The organism is Sphingomonas gilva (genome assembly GCF_003515075.1).
In the GTDB taxonomy this organism is placed as follows: domain Bacteria; phylum Pseudomonadota; class Alphaproteobacteria; order Sphingomonadales; family Sphingomonadaceae; genus Sphingomonas; species Sphingomonas gilva.
The window spans coordinates 342966-364232 of record NZ_QWLV01000002.1; the positions used below are offsets into that span (position 1 = coordinate 342966).

Sequence of the window (21267 nt, forward strand, 5' to 3'; positions counted from 1 at the left end):
CCGCTCAGAGATCGCGGGCCAGCTGTTAACAAGCAGCTTGACTGCACCAAATAAGGGCGGGGCTACGGCCCCGCCTTCTCCTTGTCGCCAGGATCTGTAGGTTCACCGCATGGGGGACGAGTCCGAGATCGAGGCATTCATTGCGCGTTGGCGCGACACCGGCGGTTCCGAGCTCGCCAACACGCAAAGCTTCATCAATGGCCTGTGCCACCTCATCGGCATCCCGCCGCCCAATGGCAGCCGCGCTGACGACGCCCACAACGACTATGTCTTTGAACGCCGCGTGTTCCAGGACAATGGCGACGGAACCTTCAGCTTCGGCCGCATCGATCTCTACAAGCGGGGCGCCTTCATCCTTGAGGCCAAGCAGGGCAGCGACGCCGACCGTGCCGCGGCCGAACATGGGGAGGACGACCTCGACCTGTTCGGCCAGACCGCATCCACGCGCCTGAAGCGCGGCACCGCGCGGCGCGGAACGCCCGGCTGGGCGAAGGCGATGGTGCAGGCCAAGGGTCAGGCCGAACGCTATGCCAGGGCCCTGCCCTCCGACCATGGCTGGCCGCCTTTACTGCTCATCGCGGACATCGGCTATTGCATCGAGGTCTATGCGGATTTCACCGGCACCGGGAAAGCCTATGCCCAGTTTCCGGACCGGGCACGCTACCGCATCATGCTCGACGACCTACGAGACCCAGAAGTGCGCAAGCGGCTGGCGGCGATCTGGACCAAGCCGATGAGCCTCGATCCATCGGCCCAGGCCGCGCGGGTCACGCGCGAGGTCGCCGATCTGCTCGCGACCGTATCTCGCCGACTCGAGTCACGCGGCCATTCTGCCGAGGCCGTCAGCGGCTTCCTGATGCGGGTGCTGTTCACCATGTTCGCCGAGGATACAGGTGTGCTGTTGCCGCGGGACAGCTTCAAGAGCCTGCTGCGAGGCCAGCTCGACCATCCCGAGCATCTGCATCATCAACTCTCCGCTCTTTGGCGTGCAATGGACAGCGGCGCGTTCGCGCCCGGCCTCGGCATCCCGGTCAAGCATTTCAACGGCTATCTGTTCAAGGACACCGCGGCGCTACCGCTCGAACTGGACGAATTGAAGGTCTTGATCGAAGCCTCGAACAAGGACTGGACCGAAGTCGAGCCGGCGATCTTCGGCACACTGCTCGAACGCGCCCTCAATCCGAAGGAGCGCGCGAAGCTCGGCGCGCATTACACCCCGCGTGCCTATGTGGAGCGGCTGGTCGGCCCCACGATCATCGAGCCAATGCGCGCAGATTGGGCAGGCGTTCGGGTTGCCGTCGCCGAGCTGATCGACCAGGACAAGCCGGAGCAGGCCCGGCGCACGGTCGAAGCGTTCCACGGGCGCCTCGCCGCTACGCGCGTGCTCGATCCAGCCTGCGGCACCGGCAACTTCCTCTATGTCGCCATGGCGCGGATGAAGGAGTTGGAAGGCGAAGTGCTCGACCTTCTCATGGAGCTCGGCGACCTGCAATATGTCGCGGAGCTGACCGGCCACACCATCACGCCCGAAAACTTCCTCGGGATCGAGGTCAACCCGCGCGCGGCTGCGATCGCGCAGCTGGTGCTGTGGATCGGCTATCTGCAATGGCATTTTCGCGTGAACGGCAGGGATCGCTCCCCGCCCGAGCCGATCCTGCGCGATATCCGCACCATCGAGAACCGCGATGCGCTGATCGAATGGGACAGCCGGGAACTCGAACGCGACGAGGACGGCCTCCCCGTGACGCGCTGGGATGGCGAGACGATGAAGCCGCATTCCGTGACAGGACGCTTGGTGCCGGACGAGGACGCACAGATGGAGACGTATCGCTACCTCCATCCGCGGGCAGCCCAATGGCCGAAGGCGGACTTCATCATCGGCAATCCGCCGTTCATCGGCGCGAAATACCTTCGGGACCGCCTCGGCAACGGCTATTTCGAAGCCTTGTTCCGTACCACCGACGTCCCCGAGAGCGCCGATTATGTGATGCACTGGTGGGACAAGGCGGCGCTTGCAGTCCGCAAGGGAGGGACGCGCCGGTTCGGCTTCGTCACCACCAATTCGATCACCCAATTGTTCAGCCGGCGCGTGATGGCAAAACACCTCGACGCCAAGGACGCCCTGTCGCTGCGCTTCGCCATCCCCAATCACCCCTGGGTGGACGAGAAGGACGGCGCGGCGGTGCGAATCGCTATGACAGTCGCCGCCCCCGGCAAGGCCGAGGGGCTGGTGCTCAATGTCACGGACGAGAGCGATGCACCCGGCCGGATCGAGTTCGCCAGCCGCATGGGCGTCATCGGTAGCGATCTGCGTGTAGGGGCGGATTTGACGGCTACGGTTGCACTCAAGGCGAATGACAGGCTCTGCTCGCCGGGCGTCAAGCTGCACGGCAACGGCTTCATCGTGACGCCCGAAGAAGCGAGAAAAATTTCGTCCAATACATTGAAAATGCTTGACTATTTCAGCGAAATCTCTACATATAATAGCCAGCAGCCAGCAGCCAGCAGCCAGCAGCCAGCAGCCAGCAGCCAGCAGCCAGCAGCCAGCAGCCAGCAGCCAGCAGCCAGCAGCCAGCAGCCAGCAGCCAGCAGCCAGCAGCGCCAGTCCGGCGCGGCCTTTCGACCGAGCCGGACGTCATCTTTCCCTATCGCAATGGCCGCGACCTCGCCGGGCGCCCGCGCGGTGTCTTCGCGATAGACCTCTACGGGCTGAGTGAAGATCAGGTGCGCGAACACCATCCTAGCGTATATCAACACCTTTGGCGACCGTAAAGCCCCATCGCGATTTCAATAACCGAGCCGCATATCGCAAAAATTGGTGGATATTCGGTGAACCCAGGTCCGATCTTCGGAAAGCCATACCGGGTATTGCGCGCTATATAGCGACCGTTGTTACATCAAAGCATAGAATATTCCAGTTCCTTCCCTCTTCAATATTACCGGACGACTCGCTCATTAACATTCTTATTTCAGACGCGTATATCCATGGGATGCTAAGTAGCCGTGTTCATCTGCGATGGGCACTTGCCATGGGGGGTACGCTGGAAGATCGTCCCAGATACAACAATTCGCGCTGCTTTGACCCCTTCCCCACCGACGTACCCGACGCGCTTAAGCAGCGTATCCGCATCGAAGCCGAAGCACTCGATACACTGCGCAAGCGTGTACTCGCCACGCATCCCGATCTGACGCTTACCAAGCTCTACAACGTGCTGGAGGGACTGCGGGAAGGCCGTCCGCTCACCGATGCTGAGCGCGACATCCATGATCGGGGATTGGTGACCCTGATCCGCCAGCATCACGAGGCGATCGATACCGCCGCGGCAGACGCCTATGGCTGGGGCGACGAACATCGTGCCGGTATTTTGGATGACGAGACGATCCTCTCCCGATTGGTAGCGCTCAACAAGGAACGCGCTGCCGAAGAAGCGCGGGGCCTGATCCGCTATCTCCGGCCCGAATTCCAGGATCCGGGCTACCGCGCGCCAGTGACGGAGACGCTCGACTTGGGGCACGTGCCGGCGACACCCACCGGGAATGTCATTCCCTGGCCGACCAGTCTGCCGGAGCAGATCGGCGTGGTGCAGGCCGTCCTGACGGGGGCGAGTCGGCCGCTTGGACCACAGGACATCGCCCGCAATTTCAAAGGCAAGCGCCCCGCGACCATCCGCCCCATCCTCGACGCACTTGCCGGTCTGGGCATGGCCCGGCGCCTAACTGATGGCCGATATGCGGCGTGATGATCTAGACGGCATCCGATAGATGATACGACGTTGTATTCTCAATGCAATTCTATGCCAGGATCGCCGCCGTCCGCTCCGGCGCGCCGTCGCGCTGAGTGAAGCGGGTGAACGCGCCCCGCGCGTTCACTTCTTCCGCTTCACTCCCACTCGATTGTTCTAAACCCAGCTAGGCCATTGATCTAGCTGGGTTTTTTCTTCTCTCCGACACCGAAAGCCGACCCATGGGCCGTCAAAATCTTACGATGTTGATTTTAAAGAGAAAATCATCGGAAAAAATATTTCGCGATTTCGCCATCTATCGACATCAACCGCCCGATGACTACCGACGTGTCGCTCCACAGAGCCGTTCGGCGCGCCTCAAGAAGTACCGTCATTCGAGCCATATCACGCTTCATCAAGCAGCGCCATTAAGCCGCGGCCGGAGTATCGCGAGCGCTCCGCTTCCCTTGCCTATCTCTGCATCCAAACGTGGTTACGGTGATAGGCTAGATAGGGCCGATGCTCGTCCCGTAGTGCCAACCGTAGCGTCTTTCCTACACCTAGCGCTTGATACGCAGCGACCTCCAACTGAGGAGAGGTTAAAATCGCGCCATCGTCGTCGAATGTCACCAGCCCCGCATCGAATGCGGCGTCCCACAGAGCGGACAGTAGAAGTCCATTATGCACGTCGAGGCGCTGTGCGTCGGTCGTGCAATCGGACCATGGGATCATGTGCGAGGCCCTCAGCAGCGCAGGACTCGCCAGATATCGATAAGTGTAAAAATCGGAACCGTTCGAAGCCTGTCCACGCTCGAGCATGTCAAGTTCTTCAGTCGCCCGGAAATGCCGGCGCGCAGCCTCTTTGCGTTCACCCGGTTTGAAGGACGTCTTCTGCTGGATTTGATGCGCCTCATCCTGCTCGCGGCGTGCGCTTCGGTAGAGCTCCCGCCACCTACTGAAGCTGCCTGCGAAATTCTGCGCGGCTTCCCGGTTGGTTTCATCGACGAAGGCGTCGATATCGGCCAGCCACGGCGCGTCGGCCAACTCGACCGCGCTGACTGTCTGATCAAGAAGGCGGCGCATCGTAGGCTTTGCCGCTCCGCTTGCGGCAAGCTTTTCGAACGCCGCTTGGATCGGATCGGAGATCGGCATCTCCGGTGTTGCCATGTTCAAGTTTTCAGGGATGGACGGCTTCAGCGGCACCACGGCAGCCGCCAGCCATTCGGCATGGAGGTGGCTCCGCAACAGATCGCGATTGGCAAGATCGAGGGCTGGCGGCTTCACCACGCCCGCGACAAGCCCCTGCCGGTTGTTGAAGTAATATTGGTCGTGGGGGGACTGCGCAGCACAATAGGTGACGACCAGCGCTGCTTGACCGCTGCGGCCAGCACGGCCGGCTCGCTGCACGTAATTTGCCGGTGTTGGCGGTGCATTCCGAAGAAAGACAGCGTTCAGCGCGCTGATATCAACGCCGAGTTCCATCGTCGGAGAACAGAAGAGCGCCGGAAGGAAACTGGCGGGTTCGCCTTCCTGGCGCATTTCGTCCCGATTCTGGGCAATCCTTTCGATATCTGACTTCCCGAACCGAAACCGATCTTCGCGCCAAGCACGAACTTTTTGATCGACTTGGGCGGTGTGCTCCCGAGCCTCGAAGGCGAAGGGCAAGTTACCTTCCTGCCCAAGCATCTCGGCGACATCCTCGTAGAGCGCCCGAAAAAATGGATTTTCGCGTTTCCCATCGGCCCTCTTGGTCGCTGGAAAGAGGCGCAAGGCGGTCGACGACAGGCGCCACGCAGGAGCTTCTCCGCCGGTAACCACCCGCCGGACGACCTGGTGGTTTTCGGCCGCACACAGGAGCGTGGCGATAACATCGTCATACTCTTTGACTGGAAGCGGCTCCCCCCACAGATCCTTGCTGCGCAGGGCCTTACCCAAAGCCGTCCGCCAGCCCGCTCGTACAATCAGTACATCTTCCGCAGCGCTGATCTCCGTCTTGCTCGGCGGATCAATCATCAGGAATCCTGCCTGCCGCAGTTCCTGTTCTTCGTTTTGATCGATCAGCCAGGGATCGCGCAGGTGATTTCTGGATGTCTCGGCGACCTGCACAATCCGCTGCCGATCCAACGCTTCGGTGGCAATCGCAAGGCCGCGACGCATATAGTCGAAAAGCAGCGTGAAGAGCCTGGCCCGTAGTTGGGGCGTGCTGGCCGCCAGCCGTGGATTTCCAGCGAACTCTTCGTCGTCGGCCGCCAGCTCACCCAGTCCGGGAAACCGCACCTCCACGAGGCCTGCTTCTTCGAGATTGGGGTTTGTGAAACGCCAGCCCTTCCGAAGGTCCGCCCATACGCGATGTGCCAGGATCGACGTCAACACTTCCTCGGCGGCCTGCCGGTTGTGGAAGCCCTTTACGCGGGGGTCGGCCATCCAATCGGAGAGCCGCTCAGACTCCTCCAGATCGAAGCCAAGCGCCCTGCGAACAGCCTCCCCGAACCGAACGTCGGCGAGCCCCTTCTCGCCTGCGTCCCGCACGGCAAGTAAGATACCGCCACGGAGCAAGCTGACGAAAATGAAATCATTGAAATGCCCCGCCTGCAGAGCCGCATCTTGCCGATTGTCTGTGAAGCCCAGCAGCTTGCGCGTGCTTTCCTCAAGCGTTCCGTCGGCCTCCATCCAAGCCAGGATGGTCGAGACGATGAGCGTCGTCGCCGAACTGCGGCCTTCAGCCGACAGGCCCGCGAGCTTGTTGATGTCGCGTGCCTGTTGAGGCGGCTGATGGCGGCAATGGGGGCAGAAACGATATTTGCCGCTGAAGAACCAGGTTGGCACCCCATCATCGCCCAGCGACCCATCAGGCTTCACAAAAAGGAGTTGCCCCTCATGCTTGCCGCGGTGCCCTCCTTTAAGGCGTTCCTGGCCTGCCGGCGTGGTTTCCTGCCAATCGTCCGGATAGTCAGCAACAGCGCCGCCGAACTGAAAGTCGGCATTGACCGCGGGAATTAGGAAGCCGGTTCGCGAGCCGTCTGGTTCTGGGTCTTCACTCGCCGGCTCGTCGATGGCCCGCGCAAGAACCCGGAGACCATCGAGCGCATTCTCAATGCGCACGCTATGGTGTTCTTGGCCACATTCTCGGCAAAAGAAGACCGGATATAGGCGCGCATTCGGATCGGAGGGGTGGAAGACCTGCCCTTCCAACACGACACGCCGGCTGGTGGCAGGTTCGATCGTTGCGTAGGCATGCCCCGCGCCGGAAATAAAGCGATGAAGCTTAAACGCCAGAAATGCACGATCGCTGATGCCGCCGCGAAGATCTTCGCGACGCCCCATCAAAGACAGCATTCCTGCAAGAGCGTTCCTGCATTCCCCAGAGGGAATGTTCGTCTGAGCTGCCAGTTTGGAGGTCGCGTCGCTCAACGTCATGGGTGGGCGACGACGCAGCTTTTCGCCTTCAGCGAGTCCAATTTCAGTCTCGATCCAGCAGGCAAGCGGATTGCTGGACAGCTCCTTGTCCCTGAGCCCGGTGGGGATTGGCGACCGGACCGCATCGACGAGTGTTGCTCCGAGGCTTGTGCTGTTGATGCGAGGATCCGTCGCCCGGGCAAGATTTTCGTCGATGATCGAGGCCGGGCTCAGTTCTTCCCCGAAAATGAGCTTGCCGACACGAGCAACGGCACTTGCTCGCTCGATCTCATCTTGCGCGCTCGACATCGTCGCCGAGGTGCCGATGCAGAGCAGCTTGCCCTCTTTGACGAGGCGGTCCTTGACGCGCCGCACCAGCATCGCAACGTCTGCGCCCTGCCGGCCGCGATAGGTGTGCAATTCGTCAAGCACCAGGAAATCCAAGCCGCACGCATTGGCGATGACGGCGCGATCGAGCTCGTCCTGACGCGTCATGAGCAATTCGAGCATCATGAAGTTCGTGAGCAAAATGTCGGGCTTGGCCTTGGCGATGGCTTGTCGATCCGCATCGCTCTCTTGGCCTGTATAGCGGCCGAAGGTCGGGCGTAACTCCTCTTCGACCCCTGAGCCGCCGATGAACTTTTCGAGCTCCTCAAGTTGGCTGTTGGCCAACGCGTTCATGGGATAAATGATGATCGCGCGCGTCCGCTGCGCCTCGCCTGCGCGCCGCGCGCGCACGACTGCATCGACGATCGGCAAGAAGAAGCAGAGCGATTTTCCGGACCCTGTACCGGTTGTGACGATGAAACTCTCACCATTGCGCGCTTTCGCGACAGCACGCTCCTGGTGGCGGTGAAGCTTGATCGGCGCCCGGTCAGGACCGCCGGCGAATATCTTGCTGAGGGCCGGATCCAACACACCTTGAGCGACAAGCTGGTCAATAGAATGACCGGCCTCGAAATGCGGATTGATGGTAATGAGGGGCTCTGGCCAAAAACGCTGCTCATTATATGCAGCATCGACCTGAGCGCGGATTTCCGGCGCGTGGATCTCCGAAAAGGAGCGCGCGAACGATTCGTATCGCTCTATCAATGCTTGATCGAGATCGAATATATCCACGAGCCCCCCTCTTCAGTCATCTCCAAAGGAAATATCTGAATTACAACTTTGAACCATTATTATTTGAAGAGCGCGCTTGTATAGCGTGCGGCATCAGAAAATCAGCCAAGCTGGTCACGACATCTTCCAAGCTTCCCGGATTAGCGGAAACATCCCTGACAAAGGCGTTCCACTGTCGCTGTTTTTGTTCATCGTTGGCGAACGCCGGCGTTAGTGCATCAGGCAAATCGACAGGAACCGCTGTCTCGCGCCGGGCAAACGTTGCAGCGATCGCGCGGGCGAGCCTGTCGCCGGCGAAATCGAATGACTTGCTGAGGATCCAGATGTCGTAGAAATCCTTCATGCGACTGTTCGCGCGTCCAAGCTCGACCATCGCCTGAAACTTCTCAGCAATAACAGTTTCGCGCGCGTACGCACGCAGACGCGGTGCGGGAAACGCCAACATGGTGGGATAGTCGAGCATCTCCGCGCCGGGTTCCATCGCATCACCGAAGCCGATGTCGATCGTCAGATTGATCCTGGCGCCGCTGATCGAGGCGGTTGTTCGCAGCCTCAGCCCGCCATATTCGAGCTCTTCGCGAATGCGATCGACGCGAAGAGCGCCGACGTCAAATTCCACACCATCATCATCGTTGAGCGTCAGAATGTCCCGAAATGTCGCGAGCATCGCCTCAGGTTCAGGGTCGCCAAACCCCAACAGATCGAGGTCACGCGTGCCGCGATGTGGATCCTCAAACCAACTCATCATCAGCATCGCGCCTTTCAGAACGAAGCGGTCCGCATGCGGTGACTGGCTGAGCCTGAAGAGGAGTCGTTCGAGCGCAAAGCGCGTTAGGACAAGATCAAAGCTCTGGCCGCTTGCCTTGGCCACCTGCAGGAGGCGGGCGCGCACAGAAGCGCCGATATTCTTGAGCTCCTTAGCCATTGGCGGTCAGCGCCTCGAGATAGGGTCGAATGACCGTCGCGATCGCTCCTCGCTCGGCTTGCCTGACGATTTCGCCAGCGGTTGTCTTGCGTTGACGCAGCGCCTCCTGGAGGCCCTCAATCGCCACCGACAGGCCGATCTTGTTGCGATACCGGAAGCAGTCGGCGACCGTCTTGGCGACCCCAAATACCTTCACGGGCACCCCTTCGACAGTGTGGGATTCGACGCCTTCCTTAAGGAGGCGATCCGTGAAGCGCACGAGCCGAACTGGCGCCCCATCACCCTTGGGAGCCCAATCCTTTTGGCCGATGGCGATCCATACCTGCCTTGGGAGCTGATCGGTAAGTTGATGGAACGCGAGGGCCGAGACGAGGCAGACCACACCCTTAGGCACCCGTTTCGCTGCCTCGGCCAGACTGTGATGCGCGTCGAGCGGCGCATCAGGGAGTTGATAAAGCCCACGCGCAAGTCGGAGCACCTCGCCATCCCGCTCCATGCGGCTCATCGTTGCCGCGGTCACTCCCGCCGCCCGCAGCTCGGCAAGACGCGCAATACCGCGCGCCTTGAGCACGGAGTGAGCAATGTGGCGCTGGGACGCGGTTTCGGGCACGATACGTAGGCTCGGAGTGTGGCATCTATTATCCGAGGATTTGTATCACCCCGTTTGCTCAAGGGGAAGGGGAAACTGTGGGGCACCGCGACAATCCGGGGCGGCCGGTTCGGGTGCCTGACGTAGCCCCATAGCGGAGAGATCCAGCACAAGCGGGCTCAGCAATACGCGGGTCACCTCGCCGCCGCGCGCAAGAATCTCGATGAAGTCCTCCTGGTTTGGCTGGCGGACAGTACCATTTATGAAATGGAGCAGCGTGGCGAGTTTCCCCGTCGGTTCGCTCTTTCACCCAGGTGCGTCGTGTGGGCCCATCTTGTTTGGCCTGTTCCACAACCGAATAGGTGACACGGTTGAACGTCGCTCGAGACATCGGAGCATCGGCGTCGTAGCGCGAAGGCAGCAGATAGCGGGAGTTGCCAGCGCAAGTCTTGAGCGCAATCATGATGTCGAGTGTTTGGCGGCACAGATAGACGTTGTGCGCCTTCGACCGCTTCATGCGCTCCTTGGGAATTGTCCAAACGGCGTTTTCGAAGTCGATCTCTTCCCATATTTGCCGAGATAGACTGTCTCCCGTCGTCCATTAAGCCGATAGTCCAGCCTGAACGATAGAGCTCCCGATGGCGCGACGCGCACATACATGCCGTCTCGGTCCGTCACCTTGTACATTTTCTCTTTGGGTTTCAGTGCCTTGATCGCTGCGTCCGTCAACATGGTATGCCACCTCCAAAAAAGTACCGTCACGCGGTTTTGGGGGGCTCTCGTCGGAAAGAACTGCTTATTGTCAGTAGCTTAGCGTGAAAAAAGTACCGTCAGGAGCCTCATCTCCCCTGACGGTACTTTCAAATTTCACTGTGATCAATATGGGCAAGGACCGTCAGCGGGGCCGACGACCGCGATCTCTGCCTACCGATAGGTATCGACAGATACCGGAAGGAATATTTATTTTTATCAAAGACTTACATCGTATCCTAGCGTAGTTTTGGATACGCTCGGATAGGCCAGAATCATTCCCACTCGATCGTCCCCGGCGGCTTCGAGGTGTAATCATACACCACCCGGTTGATACCCTTCACCTCGTTGACGATCCGCGTCGCCACGCGCGTCAGGAAACCGGCGTCGAACGGGTAGACGTCCGCCGTCATCCCGTCGGTGCTCGTCACCGCCCGCAGCCCGCATACCGAATCATAGGTCCGGCCGTCGCCCATCACCCCCACGGTCTTGACCGGCAGCAACACCGCGAAAGCCTGCCAGATCGCGTCGTACAGCCCGGCGTTCCTGATCTCGTCGAGATAGATCGCGTCGGCCTTGCGCAATATGTCGCAGCGCTCCTTGGTCACCTCGCCGGGGATGCGGATGGCGAGGCCCGGGCCGGGGAAGGGATGCCGCCCGACGAACGCTTCGGACAGCCCCAGCTCGCGTCCCAGGTCGCGCACCTCGTCCTTGAACAGCTCGCGCAGCGGCTCGACCAGCTTCATGTTCATCCGCTCAGGGAGCCCGCCGACATTGTGGTGGCTCTTGATCGTGACGGAAGGCCCGCCGGTGAAGCTCACGCTCTCGATCACGTCCGGGTAGAGCGTGCCCTGCGCCAGGAACTCCGCCCCGCCGATCTTCTTCGCCTCGGCCTCGAACACGTCGATGAAGGTCTTGCCGATGAACTTGCGCTTGGCCTCAGGATCGGTGACCCCCTTCAGCCCCTCGAGGAACAGGGTCTCGCACGCCACATGCGCCAGCGGGATGTTGTAGTGGTTGCGGAAGAGGGAGACGACCTGGTCCGCCTCGCCGGCGCGCATCAGCCCGTGATCGACGAATACGCAGGTCAGCTGCTCGCCGATCGCCTCGTGGATCAGGACCGCCGCCACCGCCGAATCGACCCCGCCGGAAAGCCCGCAGATCACCCGGCCCTTCCCCACCTGCTCGCGGATCTCCGCGATCTTGGCGGCGCGGAACTCGGCCATCGTCCAGTCGCCGGCGAGGCCGCAGACGTGGCGCGCGAAATTGGCGATCAGCCGCGCCCCGTCGGGCGTGTGGACCACCTCGGGGTGGAACTGCATGCCGTAGAAACGCCGCTCGTCGTCGGCGATCACGGCCAGCGGCGCGCCCGGGCTGGTCGCGACGATGCGGAAGCCGGGCGCGATCTCGGTCACCTTGTCGCCATGGCTCATCCACACCTGGTGCGTTTCGCCCTCCGCCCACAGCCCGTCGAACAGCCGGCAGCGCTCATCGATGGTGATGAAGGCCCGCCCGAACTCGCCCGAATCGCCGACCGAGACCTTGCCGCCCAGCTGCTCCATCATCACCTGCTGGCCGTAGCAGATGCCGAGCACCGGGACGCCCGCCGCGAAGAAGCGGCCGGGCGCGCGCGGACTGCCCTCCTCGGGCACCGAGGCCGGGCTTCCGGACAGGATGATGCCCTTGGGCCGCAGCCGGTCGAACGCCTCGTCGGCGGCGCTGAACGGCGCGATCTCCGAATAGACCCCCGCCTCCCGCACGCGGCGCGCGATCAGCTGGGTCACCTGGCTGCCGAAATCGACGATCAGGATGGTGTCACTGGGCTGGGCTGTCATGGGTGGCCGATAGAAAGCGGGCGCGGCCCTGTCCAGCCGTGACCGGGCTCACTGCGCCCCTTGCGCCCCGCCCTTGCCAAAAATCGGCATTATCGCTGCATAAAGCTCGTCAGACGTAACCGTTGCACTTTGGCCGCCGGCTTCGGAGACGAGTGTGTATTGCGCTGCGGACGGTACGACGGTGTAAACGAAAAATGGCGTGTCGTCATTGCGCCCGCGCATTTCCTTGACCAGTTCGAGACCTGCCAGCGGATTGTCGTTGCGATTCATGTCGGAAATCACCGCGTCGTATTCGTACATCGCCAGCAGCGCCAGTGCGTCCTTGCTGCTCGTGACCTGATAAACGGCGATCTTGCGGCTTTCCAGAAATCGCCTTTCCTCGGCGTTGTTCTGCGGATGGTCGTCCACCCACAGCACGCGTCCGATCGCATCGGCCGGCTCGCCCTTGATCAGGCGCCGCTCCTGGGCGCTGTGCGCGCCCAGGACCACAAGCCCGATCAGCCCGACGGCTGCAAGGGCGAGAGCGGCGCGGCGGGGCCGGCGGGGACCCGGCACGCGCTCCGGCTCCGATGCGCCGACATGCTCGGGGTCCACCGCCAGCCGGTAACCATAGCCGTGGACCGTCTCCAGCGCCCTGGCATCCTCGCCGAGCGCCTGCCGCAGCCGAACTATCGCCTTGGCCAGCGAGTTCTCGTGGACCATTCGGCCGGGCCAGCCCGCTTCGAGCAGGCGGTCCTTGTCGATATCCTTGCCCGCTTCGCTCAGCAGGACGGAAAAGATGGCCAGGCAGGCGCGATCGAGTTCGACGCGCCGGCTCGCAACCGACAGCCTGCCGCGCGCGGCGTCGAACTCGACCTGCCCAAAGCGCGTCACGCAGCCGTCCATGCGTTCCCCCTTGCCATTTTACCGCCGGTATCGAGCGGAGTCGAGACGCGCCGCGAGGCACGATTTCATAACTTTTCAGGATTCGGGAAAGACCTGGTCCGCCCGCATTGCCTACCGGTCCGCCAGCGGATGAGGCGCGATGGGTGTGTTGCGGATGGCATCGATGCCGTCATCGCCACACTGGGGAGGCGGCAATGACAAGGCAATCTCGATTCACGGTCATGTCGGGGGCGGCGATCCTGCTCCTCGCCTTGGCGCCCGCGCCCGCATGGGCGCAGCAACCGATACAGTCGGAATTCATGGCTGATTTCTCAAAGCGCGAACATCAGGTGCGGCAGGGCCTGCACAAGGCGAACGGCGATGTCATGATCGGCCGCCACACGATGCGGACGCGCCAGAACCCTTGCGATCCAGCGGCGATGCGTGCGGCGCTCGCCGAATACGAGGCGCTCGCCCGTGAAATGCGCGATGTCGCCCAGGCTGCCGCCGCGGCGGCCGAATTCGCCACGGTCAATGCGGAAGAGGCTGCCGATGGCGATGCCTATATGCAGGCGATGCTCCGGGGGTGGCGCGCCATTCTGGTCGATTGCGAGGGCCAGGCGCAGGGGACCGTCGGCAGCGCGACGCCGTCGCCGCCGTCGCCCCCGCCACCCTTGCCCGATCCGCTCGAGGCGATGCTGATCGAAACCGCCGCGCGCGCGCGTTATCTTCAGCTCCGCCGGATGGCCGAGCCGGGAGCGGCCCGCATCACCACCCGTCCGGTCGAAGACATCCTCGACGAGATCGGCGATGCCGGCGTCGCCCGCGACGCCGATGGCTGCCGCACCGCGCTGCGCGCCGTGCCACCGCCCTTCGCCGCCGCCGTCCTCGCCGCTGAGGCGCGCGCCGACGACGAGCCCGAAGAATGGTATCCTCGCCCCACGTTCGATACCACCCGCGCCGCCGCCGAGGCCTGCGCGGCGGTCGCCCAAAGCGTGCGCCTTCAAAATCTGCGCGAGGAATTGCAGGACGCCACAATGGCGGATCTCTACGAGCGGGAGTTCGGCGCTCGGCCAGCAGGCTTTCGCCCCAGGGCCGAGATCGAAGCGGAACTGAATGATGCGGAGATCGAAGCGCGCTGGTATTCCGGCGCCTCGATCGGCCTGTTTGTCGGCGAGACGGGCACCCCGGCGGCCGGCATCGGCTTCCGCCGCGATGGCGCGCTCGGCGAGGCGCCCGACGAATTCGCCACGACCAGCGATGAAACCGTGCGCACCTTCGGCGTCGGCGCCGCGCTCGACATCCTCGTCGGCGGAACCAGCGTTCGCCTCGGCGCCTCTTATAGCGAGGGCGAGGCGGAAGGCGCGTTCGACATTCCCGGCAATCAGGGCGTCGATTCGGGTGTCCCCTACGGCGCCCTGTCAGAAAGCGGAAGTTCCGGGATCGGCACGCCGTTCGGCCTCTCGGGCACGATGGGCGTCGATACGTCGCTCTTCATATTCGATTTCAGCATCCCGCTCACCACCAGCCAGATATTCAGCCTGCCGACCACGCCCGCCGAGGCCGAGTGGCGCGATCCGATGGACGACGCGCGTGCCGTGCTCGACATTTTTGGCGCCTTCATGGCCCGCTCGGCCACCTATCGGGGATCGGCCGCCTATTCGGGCGGCGGCGAATTCGTCTTTGAATTCAGCCAGGACCGGCTGCAGGAGCTCGACGAAAGCTACTACGCGCTGGGTCTGCGCGGCCGCCTCGCTGTGCCTTTCGGCGGCGACGTCACGGGCCATCTCACCGGCTCGGCCGGCGGATATCACCGCAATGCGGAGCTCGATTCGACCGAACGCAATCTGTGCAATTTCTGTCCGGCGGCGGACCAGGACTTCACCATCGCGATCGAGGATACGGACGATGGCTTCGGCTTCCTCGGTGAAGCCGGCGCGGCGATCGAGTTTAACCTCGCGCCCGGCGTCTCGCTGCTCGCCGGCGGATCGGCGCGCTATCTGTCGGAGGTCGGCGCGGTGTTCAATCCAAACTCGGGCGATCAGGTGTTTTTCGACGGTCTGACCACCGCCATCGCCACCGGCGATAGCTGGTTCTGGCGCTTCGGGCTGGGCGTTCGCATCGCGATCTGAACGGCTGGGCGCATAAAGTTAAGCAGGCAATAAACTATCGCTTGCGGCATGCCTGTCGCCACAATACTTAAGCTCATGCCTAACCATTTTCCCCATCTCGACACCACCTTCCAGGCGCTTGCCGATCCCACGCGCCGCGGGATGCTGGCGCGGCTCAGCCGTGGTCCTGCGTCGGTCAGCGAACTGGCGCGGCCGCTTACGATCAGCTTGCCCGCGGTGTTGCAGCATCTGAAGGCGCTGGAGTCGAGCGGTCTCGTCACCACCGAGAAATCCGGCCGCGTCCGCACCTGCCGCCTCCGCCCGAACGCGCTCGCCGCCGCCGAAGGCTGGATCGCCGAGCAGCGCGCGCTGTGGGAGGGCCGCACCGACCGTCTCGAATCCTATCTCGAAATCATGAAGAAGGAGAGCCCCGAATGAGCAAGGACACCGATCTCACCCTCGAACGCACGCTCAACGCCCCGCGCGATCTGGTGTGGCGGGCGTGGACCACGCCCGAGCATCTGAGGAAGTGGTGGGCGCCCAAGCCCTATGAGACGACCGAGGTCGAGATGGACCTGCGCCCCGGCGGCAAATTCCGCGCACGCATGATCGGCCCGGACGATTTCGACACCGGCGACAAGGGCGAGGGCTGTTTCCTCGAGATCGTCGAGGGCGAGAAGATCGTCTGGACCACCGCGCTCGCCGGCGGCTGGCGGCCCAACGCGCCCGACGGCGAGGAATGCGGCGGCCTGATCTTCACCGCGGTGCTGACCTTCAGCGACGCCGGCGACGGCAGGACGCATTACCGCGTCCTCGCCATGCACACGACGCCCGAAGGCGCAAAGGCCCATGCGGACATGGGTTTCCACGAAGGCTGGGGCACCTGCGCCGACCAGCTCGGCGAGGTCGCGGCGACCCTCAAGGGCTGAGCGAAAAGGCCCCCTCTCAACTGCGCCTAGCCGGCAAGGCTTCGCATCTCTCCCCTGAAGGGGAGAGAGGATCCCGGCAAAAAACCTCTCTCCCCTTCAGGGGAGAGATACGAAGACTTGGGCGCACAGCGCCCTAGTCGCAGTTGAGAGGGGACGGCGATTCGCCGTCGCCTATAAAATCAGATCAATTAGCATTGACTAATGAATTAGCTCACGCTAATACAATGGTCATGATCCAGGCCGCCAGCATCGATGCCGTCATGCGCGCGCTCGCCGATCCGACCCGGCGCGCCGTGTTCGAGCGCATCGCCAGCGCCGAAGAGATCAACGTGCGCGACCTCACCCGCGCCAGCGGGGTGACGCAGGGCGCGGTCTCGCAGCACCTCAAATCGCTGAAGCAGGCCGGCCTCGTCGCCGAGCGTCCCGAGGGGCGCAACGTCTATTACCGCGCGGCGCCTGGCGGCCTTGCCCCGCTGTTCGACTGGCTGAGCCATTACGACGCCTTTTGGCGCGAGCGGTTCGGCAATCTGCGCACCCTGTTGAAGGAGATCGACCCATGAACGATGCCGCCCTGCAAGGCCGATCACGCGAGATCGCGGTCGACGAGGTGTTCCCGCACGCCCCGGAAGTCATCTGGAAAACGCTCACCACGGGCGAATTGATGGCGCGCTGGCTGGGCATGACGCCGGCGGGCTTCGAGCCGGTGGTGGGCAACCGCTTCACCTATCGAACCACGCCCGCCGGCGAATGGGACGGCACGATCCACTGCGAGGTTCTCGAGGTCGTCCCCAACCAGCGCTTCGTCTACGCATGGAAGGGCGGGCACGAGGCCAATGCCGGCTACGGCTCGCGGCTCGACACGGTCGTCACCTTCACGCTGGAGCGGGCCGAGGGCGGCACGCGGCTGCGCCTCGTCCATTCCGGCTTCGTCCTGCCGCGGAACGACAGCGCCTACCGTAACATGAGCGGCGGCTGGTCTGAGGTCGTCCCGCGCATCGGCTCGATCGCCGGGGAGCAAAAGGAGCAATGACCATGCATCGGCAATTGCCCGAAACGCATCCGCCGGTGGTGTCGGCGGAGCAATGGGAGGCCGCGCGCGAGCGGTTGCTCGTGAAGGAGAAGGCCCATTCCCGCGCGCGCGACGCGCTTGCCGCCGAACGCCGGCGGATGCCGTGGCTGGCCGTCGAAAAGGCCTATGCGTTCATCGGCCCCGACGGCGATCTGAGCCTGCTCGACCTGTTCCAGGGCCGGCGGCAACTGATCGTCTATCACGCCTTTTTCCAACCCGGCGTGGGCCGCTGGCCAGAGCAGGCCTGTATCGGCTGCTCGATGGTGGCCGATCAGGTCGCCCATCCCGCGCATCTGAACGCCCGCGACACCAGTCTCGCCTTCGTCTCGCGCGCCCCGCTGGCGGACATCGAGCGGCTGAAGGCGCGGATGGGCTGGGATCACATCCCCTGGTACACCCTGACCGACGATTTCGACGCCGATTTCGGCGTGGACGAATGGCACGCCACCAACGCGTTCATCCGCGACGGCGACCAGGTGTTCCGCACCTATTCCACCACCGGCGGCCGCGGCGACGAGCAGATGGGGAACACCTGGAACTATCTCGATATCACCGCGCTCGGCCGCCAGGAATCGTGGGAGGATTCACCCGGCGGCTATCCCCAGACCCCGCCCTACGACTGGTGGGTCTGGCACGACACCGGAGAAACGGAGCCCGATCGCGAGTAGGAGATATGCAATCAGGAGCGAAAGCATGAGCGAAGATCCTGTCGCCGGGCGAGCCGCCGGCTGGCTTGTCCTGGCCGCCTCGCCCACCTTCGCGCTCATGGCGCTGCTGACGGCGACCCTTGGCGGCGGTCCGGCGGACATGCTCTGCTCGGCCGCGCACGGTGCGTCGCCGTTCGGCAGAATGGCGCTGATGTATGCCCTGATGAGCGTCTTCCACGCCGCGCCGTGGCTAAGGCGGCTGTCGACGCGCCGCGCGCGAACGCGCCAAGCCCCATGCGGATTATCGCCCCCCTGAAGGAGGGAGAGGATTCCGCCAAAGACCTCTCTCCCCTTCAGGGGAGAGATACGAAGACTTGCCAGCTCGCTGGCCAGTCGCGGTTGAGAGGGGGCCAGCCCATTCGCCGCCCCCCTACCGCCCGGCGGTGTCGAACCCGTCGATCCGCACGTCGCTCAGCCCCGCGAAGGTCACCGCGCAGCGGAAGCGCGCCTCCTCGCGCGCGGCGTCGCGATAGCCGTTGGTCAGCTCGACCGTCCCGTCGATCACCCAGCCGCGCGCGTCGCGATCGACATCGACGATGTCCACCACCCGCGCGCTGTCGGCATATTCGCGGCCCTGGCGCTCGGCCGAAATCGCGCAGACATCGACCGCGCGGTCCTCGCTCTCCACCGCCGCCGGATTCCACCCGCCGTCGTCATCGTAGCGGTCGTCGGCATAGCCGTCGCCATCGCGCCAGCCATAATCGTCCTCGGGCGGCGGCGGTGGAGGCGGTGGCGCATAGCGGTCGTCATAGCGCCGCTGCTCGGACCGGTTGACCGCGCCGATCAGCGCCGCACCCGCGCCGACCACCGCCAGCCCGCCGATCAGCGCGCCGACGTCCAGGCCGCCGTCATGATGCCGGTGATGCCGCCAGCGGCCGGGCCCGTCGGCGAACGCAGGCGCCGAAGTCATCGTCATCGCGGTGAGCGCCACCGCCGCCGTCGCTGCCCGCAATCCACGCATCGCTTCACTCCATCGGTTGGCGGGATGCTACGCCCGCCCCGCTGTCGGCGCGATGAACCGCCCTACTTCACCGCCTTCACGTCAAGCCCCGTGTTCTTCGCCGCGAACGCCCACACATCGGCGGTTTCCTCGATGATCTTGTCGGTCGGCTTGCCCGCGCCGTGGCCCGCGCGCGTCTCGATGCGGATCAGGTGCGGTCTGGGGCCCGCCTTCGCCGCCTGCAGCGCGGCGGTGTATTTGAACGAATGGCCGGGGACGACGCGGTCGTCGGTGTCGGCGGTGGTCACCAGGATCGCCGGATAGTCCTTGCCGCCCTTGATGTTGTGATAGGGCGAATAGGCGAGGAGCGTGGCGAAATCCTCCGCCTTCCCCGGATGGCCGTAATCGTCGACCCAGTAGCGCCCCGCCGTCCAGCGGTCGAAGCGCAGCATGTCCATCACGCCCACCGCGGGCAGCCCGACCGCGAACAGGTCGGGCCGCTGGTTGACCACCGCGCCGACCAGCAATCCGCCGTTCGATCCGCCCTGGATGGCGAGCTTGTCCTTCGCCGTGATCCCTTCGGCGATCAGATACTCCGCCGCGGCGATGAAATCGTCGAAGCCGTTCTGCTTGCTCGCCAGCCGCCCGGCATTGTGCCAGTCCTTGCCATATTCGCCGCCGCCGCGGATATTGGCGACCGCAAGCACGCCGCCCTGCTCCATCCAGGCGATGCGCGAGGCGGAGAAGGCCGGGGTCAGCGAGATGTTGAACCCGCCATAGCCGTAGAGCAGGGTCGGCGCCGGCCCCTTGGGCAGGTCCTTCCGGCGCACGATGAACATCGGCACCTTCGTCCCGTCCTTCGACGCATAGAAGATCTGCTCGACGGCGTAAGCCTCCGGGTCGAACGCCACCTTGGGCGCGGCCCACACATCCGCCTCGCCGGTCGCCGAATCGTAGCGGTAGATCGTCGTCGGCCGGTCGAAGCTTGTGAAGGCGAAGAAGGTCTCGGGCTCGCCCGCCTCGCCGCCGAAGCCGCTCGCCGATCCGATCCCCGGCAGCGCCACCTCGCCCAGCCGCTTGCCGGCGAGGCTGTAGCGCCGCACCGCGGACTTCACGTCGACCATGTAGCTCGCCAGCAGCGTGTCGCCGACGATGCTCGCGCCGTCGAGCACCGCCTGATCCTGCCCGACGATCTCGCGCATCACCCGCCCCGGGCTGGCGATGTCGATCGAGACGATCCGCCGCCGCGGCGCGTCCAGATCGGTGACGAAGAACAGGGTGTCGCCCTGCGATCCCGCCAGGTTCCAGCTATGCTCCAGTCCGCGTGCGACGATCTTGCGTCCCATCTTCGGGTCGGTCAGGTCGATCGCCGTCACCTCATAGCGGTCGTCGGTCCCCTCGGACGAATAGATCACCAGCCATTTGCCGTCGTCGGTCACCTCGGCGACATGGTTGAGCTTGGGCCGGTCGGTGGTCGCATAGACCAGCCGGTCCTTCTCCTGCGGCGTGCCCAGCGCATGGAAATAGACCGCCTGGTTGATGTTCAGCTGCTGGAAGGTCTCGCCCTCCTTCGGCTCGGGGAAGCGCGAATAGAAGAAGCCGCTGCCGTTCTTCGCCCAGGCGAGGCCGGAGAACTTCACCCACTTCACCTCGTCGGCCAGCACCTGGCCGCTGGCGACGTCGAGTATCTTCAATGTCCGCCAGTCGCTGCCGCCGTCCTGGATGGCGTAGAGCAGCTTCGATCCGTCCTTGGACGGCGTCCATTCGCCAAGCGCGGTCGCGCCGTCCTCGGACCAGCCGTTCGGATCGATCAGCAGCCGCTCCGCGCCCTCCACGCTGTCGCGCACGTAGAGCGGCGACTGGTTCTGCAGCCCGTCATTCTTCTGGTAGAAGTAACGCCCGCCCTCGCGCACCGGCACGCCGAAGCGCTCGTAATCGAACAGCGCGGTCAGCCGCGCCTTGAAGATGTCGCGCCCCGGCAGGCCGTTCAGATAGGCGTCGGTCACCTTGTTTTGCGCCGCCACCCACGCCGCGACCTTGGGGTCCTCGCGCACGTCGTTCTCGAGCCAGCGATAGGGGTCGGCGACGGTCCTGCCGAACAGCTCCTCGCTCACCGTCCCGCGCTCGGACTTGGGATAGCTCGGCGTGGTCGGCATGGCGGCGGCACTTTCGGACGTCTGGCCCAATGCGGGCATGGAGAGAGCGAACAGCGGAACGGACAAAAGGACGGCGATGGGGCGCAAGTGGATCACTCCGGCCATAACGGGAAAGAAGCGCAAAGCCTATCAGCCGCGCGCGCCACGACAAGTGC

Annotated in this window: 18 protein-coding genes; 10 read left to right on the plus strand and 8 right to left on the minus strand. The window is 63.7% G+C overall.

The annotated features are described in order from the left end of the window. Positions 1-109 precede the first annotated feature (109 nt). Both D1610_RS06295 and D1610_RS06305 read left to right on the plus strand, forming a co-directional pair. Entirely contained in the window at positions 110-2698 is a 2589-nt protein-coding gene (locus D1610_RS06295) for a class I SAM-dependent DNA methyltransferase (RefSeq protein ID WP_182466721.1), read from the plus strand. Between the two features lie 61 nt (positions 2699-2759). Next, positions 2760-3740 carry a type IIL restriction-modification enzyme MmeI gene (locus tag D1610_RS06305; protein ID WP_342768306.1) on the plus strand — a complete coding sequence of 327 codons (981 nt, stop codon included), beginning with the start codon at positions 2760-2762 and terminating at the stop codon, positions 3738-3740. Between the two features lie 453 nt (positions 3741-4193). Here D1610_RS06305 and D1610_RS06310 read toward each other — a convergent pair whose 3' ends face one another. The 3 genes from D1610_RS06310 to D1610_RS06320 are packed head-to-tail and all read right to left on the minus strand — an operon-like array spanning position 4194 to position 9733. Further along, positions 4194-8237 carry a DEAD/DEAH box helicase gene (locus tag D1610_RS06310; RefSeq protein ID WP_118863290.1) on the minus strand — a complete coding sequence of 1348 codons (4044 nt, stop codon included), beginning with the start codon at positions 8235-8237 and terminating at the stop codon, positions 4194-4196. Between the two features lie 40 nt (positions 8238-8277). Then, positions 8278-9162, minus strand: a complete 885-nt coding sequence (locus tag D1610_RS06315; protein WP_118863291.1) for a nucleotidyl transferase AbiEii/AbiGii toxin family protein — start codon at positions 9160-9162, stop codon at positions 8278-8280. Next, positions 9155-9733, minus strand: coding sequence for a type IV toxin-antitoxin system AbiEi family antitoxin domain-containing protein (locus D1610_RS06320; RefSeq protein WP_245942014.1), 579 nt, complete (start codon positions 9731-9733; stop codon positions 9155-9157). The genes D1610_RS06315 and D1610_RS06320 overlap by 8 nt, the downstream gene beginning before the upstream one ends. A gap of 285 nt (positions 9734-10018) precedes the next feature. On the opposite strand from D1610_RS06320, the gene D1610_RS17355 reads away from it, so the two are divergent. Then, complete coding sequence (locus tag D1610_RS17355) at positions 10019-10117, plus strand: hypothetical protein (RefSeq protein WP_245942053.1); 99 nt, start codon at positions 10019-10021, stop codon at positions 10115-10117. Positions 10118-10264: 147 nt separating this feature from the next. Here D1610_RS17355 and D1610_RS17590 read toward each other — a convergent pair whose 3' ends face one another. The 3 genes from D1610_RS17590 to D1610_RS06340 all read right to left on the minus strand — a co-directional run bounded on the left by D1610_RS17590 (position 10265) and on the right by D1610_RS06340 (position 13221). After that, positions 10265-10483 carry an Arm DNA-binding domain-containing protein gene (locus D1610_RS17590; protein ID WP_425453203.1) on the minus strand — a complete coding sequence of 73 codons (219 nt, stop codon included), beginning with the start codon at positions 10481-10483 and terminating at the stop codon, positions 10265-10267. A 293-nt stretch (positions 10484-10776) separates the two neighbouring features. Then, positions 10777-12336, minus strand: coding sequence for a glutamine-hydrolyzing GMP synthase (gene guaA, locus D1610_RS06335; protein ID WP_118863293.1), 1560 nt, complete (start codon positions 12334-12336; stop codon positions 10777-10779). A 48-nt stretch (positions 12337-12384) separates the two neighbouring features. Continuing rightward, the gene (locus D1610_RS06340; protein ID WP_118863294.1) at positions 12385-13221 is read right to left on the minus strand and encodes a response regulator; all 837 of its coding nucleotides are present in this window, start codon (positions 13219-13221) and stop codon (positions 12385-12387) included. A gap of 299 nt (positions 13222-13520) precedes the next feature. On the opposite strand from D1610_RS06340, the gene D1610_RS06345 reads away from it, so the two are divergent. The 7 genes from D1610_RS06345 to D1610_RS06375 all read left to right on the plus strand — a co-directional run bounded on the left by D1610_RS06345 (position 13521) and on the right by D1610_RS06375 (position 18272). Then, positions 13521-15332 carry a hypothetical protein gene (locus D1610_RS06345; protein ID WP_147414274.1) on the plus strand — a complete coding sequence of 604 codons (1812 nt, stop codon included), beginning with the start codon at positions 13521-13523 and terminating at the stop codon, positions 15330-15332. A 75-nt stretch (positions 15333-15407) separates the two neighbouring features. Beyond that, positions 15408-15749 carry an ArsR/SmtB family transcription factor gene (locus D1610_RS06350; protein WP_118863296.1) on the plus strand — a complete coding sequence of 114 codons (342 nt, stop codon included), beginning with the start codon at positions 15408-15410 and terminating at the stop codon, positions 15747-15749. Beyond that, a complete protein-coding gene (locus tag D1610_RS06355) occupies positions 15746-16240 on the plus strand; it encodes an SRPBCC family protein (protein ID WP_118863297.1) in 495 nt (164 codons plus the stop codon). The genes D1610_RS06350 and D1610_RS06355 overlap by 4 nt, the downstream gene beginning before the upstream one ends. 230 nt (positions 16241-16470) lie before the next feature. Beyond that, complete coding sequence (locus D1610_RS06360; protein WP_118863735.1) at positions 16471-16800, plus strand: ArsR/SmtB family transcription factor; 330 nt, start codon at positions 16471-16473, stop codon at positions 16798-16800. Then, on the plus strand, positions 16797-17270 hold the full coding sequence (locus tag D1610_RS06365) for an SRPBCC family protein (protein WP_118863298.1): 474 nt from the start codon (positions 16797-16799) through the stop codon (positions 17268-17270). The genes D1610_RS06360 and D1610_RS06365 overlap by 4 nt, the downstream gene beginning before the upstream one ends. Then, positions 17267-17977 (plus strand): DUF899 domain-containing protein, encoded by a 711-nt coding sequence (locus D1610_RS06370; RefSeq protein WP_118863299.1) that lies wholly within the window; start codon positions 17267-17269, stop codon positions 17975-17977. The genes D1610_RS06365 and D1610_RS06370 overlap by 4 nt, the downstream gene beginning before the upstream one ends. 25 nt (positions 17978-18002) lie before the next feature. Then, the gene (locus D1610_RS06375; protein WP_118863300.1) at positions 18003-18272 is read left to right on the plus strand and encodes a hypothetical protein; all 270 of its coding nucleotides are present in this window, start codon (positions 18003-18005) and stop codon (positions 18270-18272) included. A 114-nt stretch (positions 18273-18386) separates the two neighbouring features. Here the strand turns inward: D1610_RS06375 and D1610_RS06380 are convergent, their stop codons facing one another. Together D1610_RS06380 and D1610_RS06385 are read right to left on the minus strand one after the other, a co-directional pair. Continuing rightward, positions 18387-18977 (minus strand): hypothetical protein, encoded by a 591-nt coding sequence (locus tag D1610_RS06380; RefSeq protein ID WP_147414275.1) that lies wholly within the window; start codon positions 18975-18977, stop codon positions 18387-18389. A 62-nt stretch (positions 18978-19039) separates the two neighbouring features. Beyond that, positions 19040-21151, minus strand: a complete 2112-nt coding sequence (locus D1610_RS06385) for a prolyl oligopeptidase family serine peptidase (RefSeq protein ID WP_245942015.1) — start codon at positions 21149-21151, stop codon at positions 19040-19042. Positions 21152-21267 lie beyond the last annotated feature (116 nt).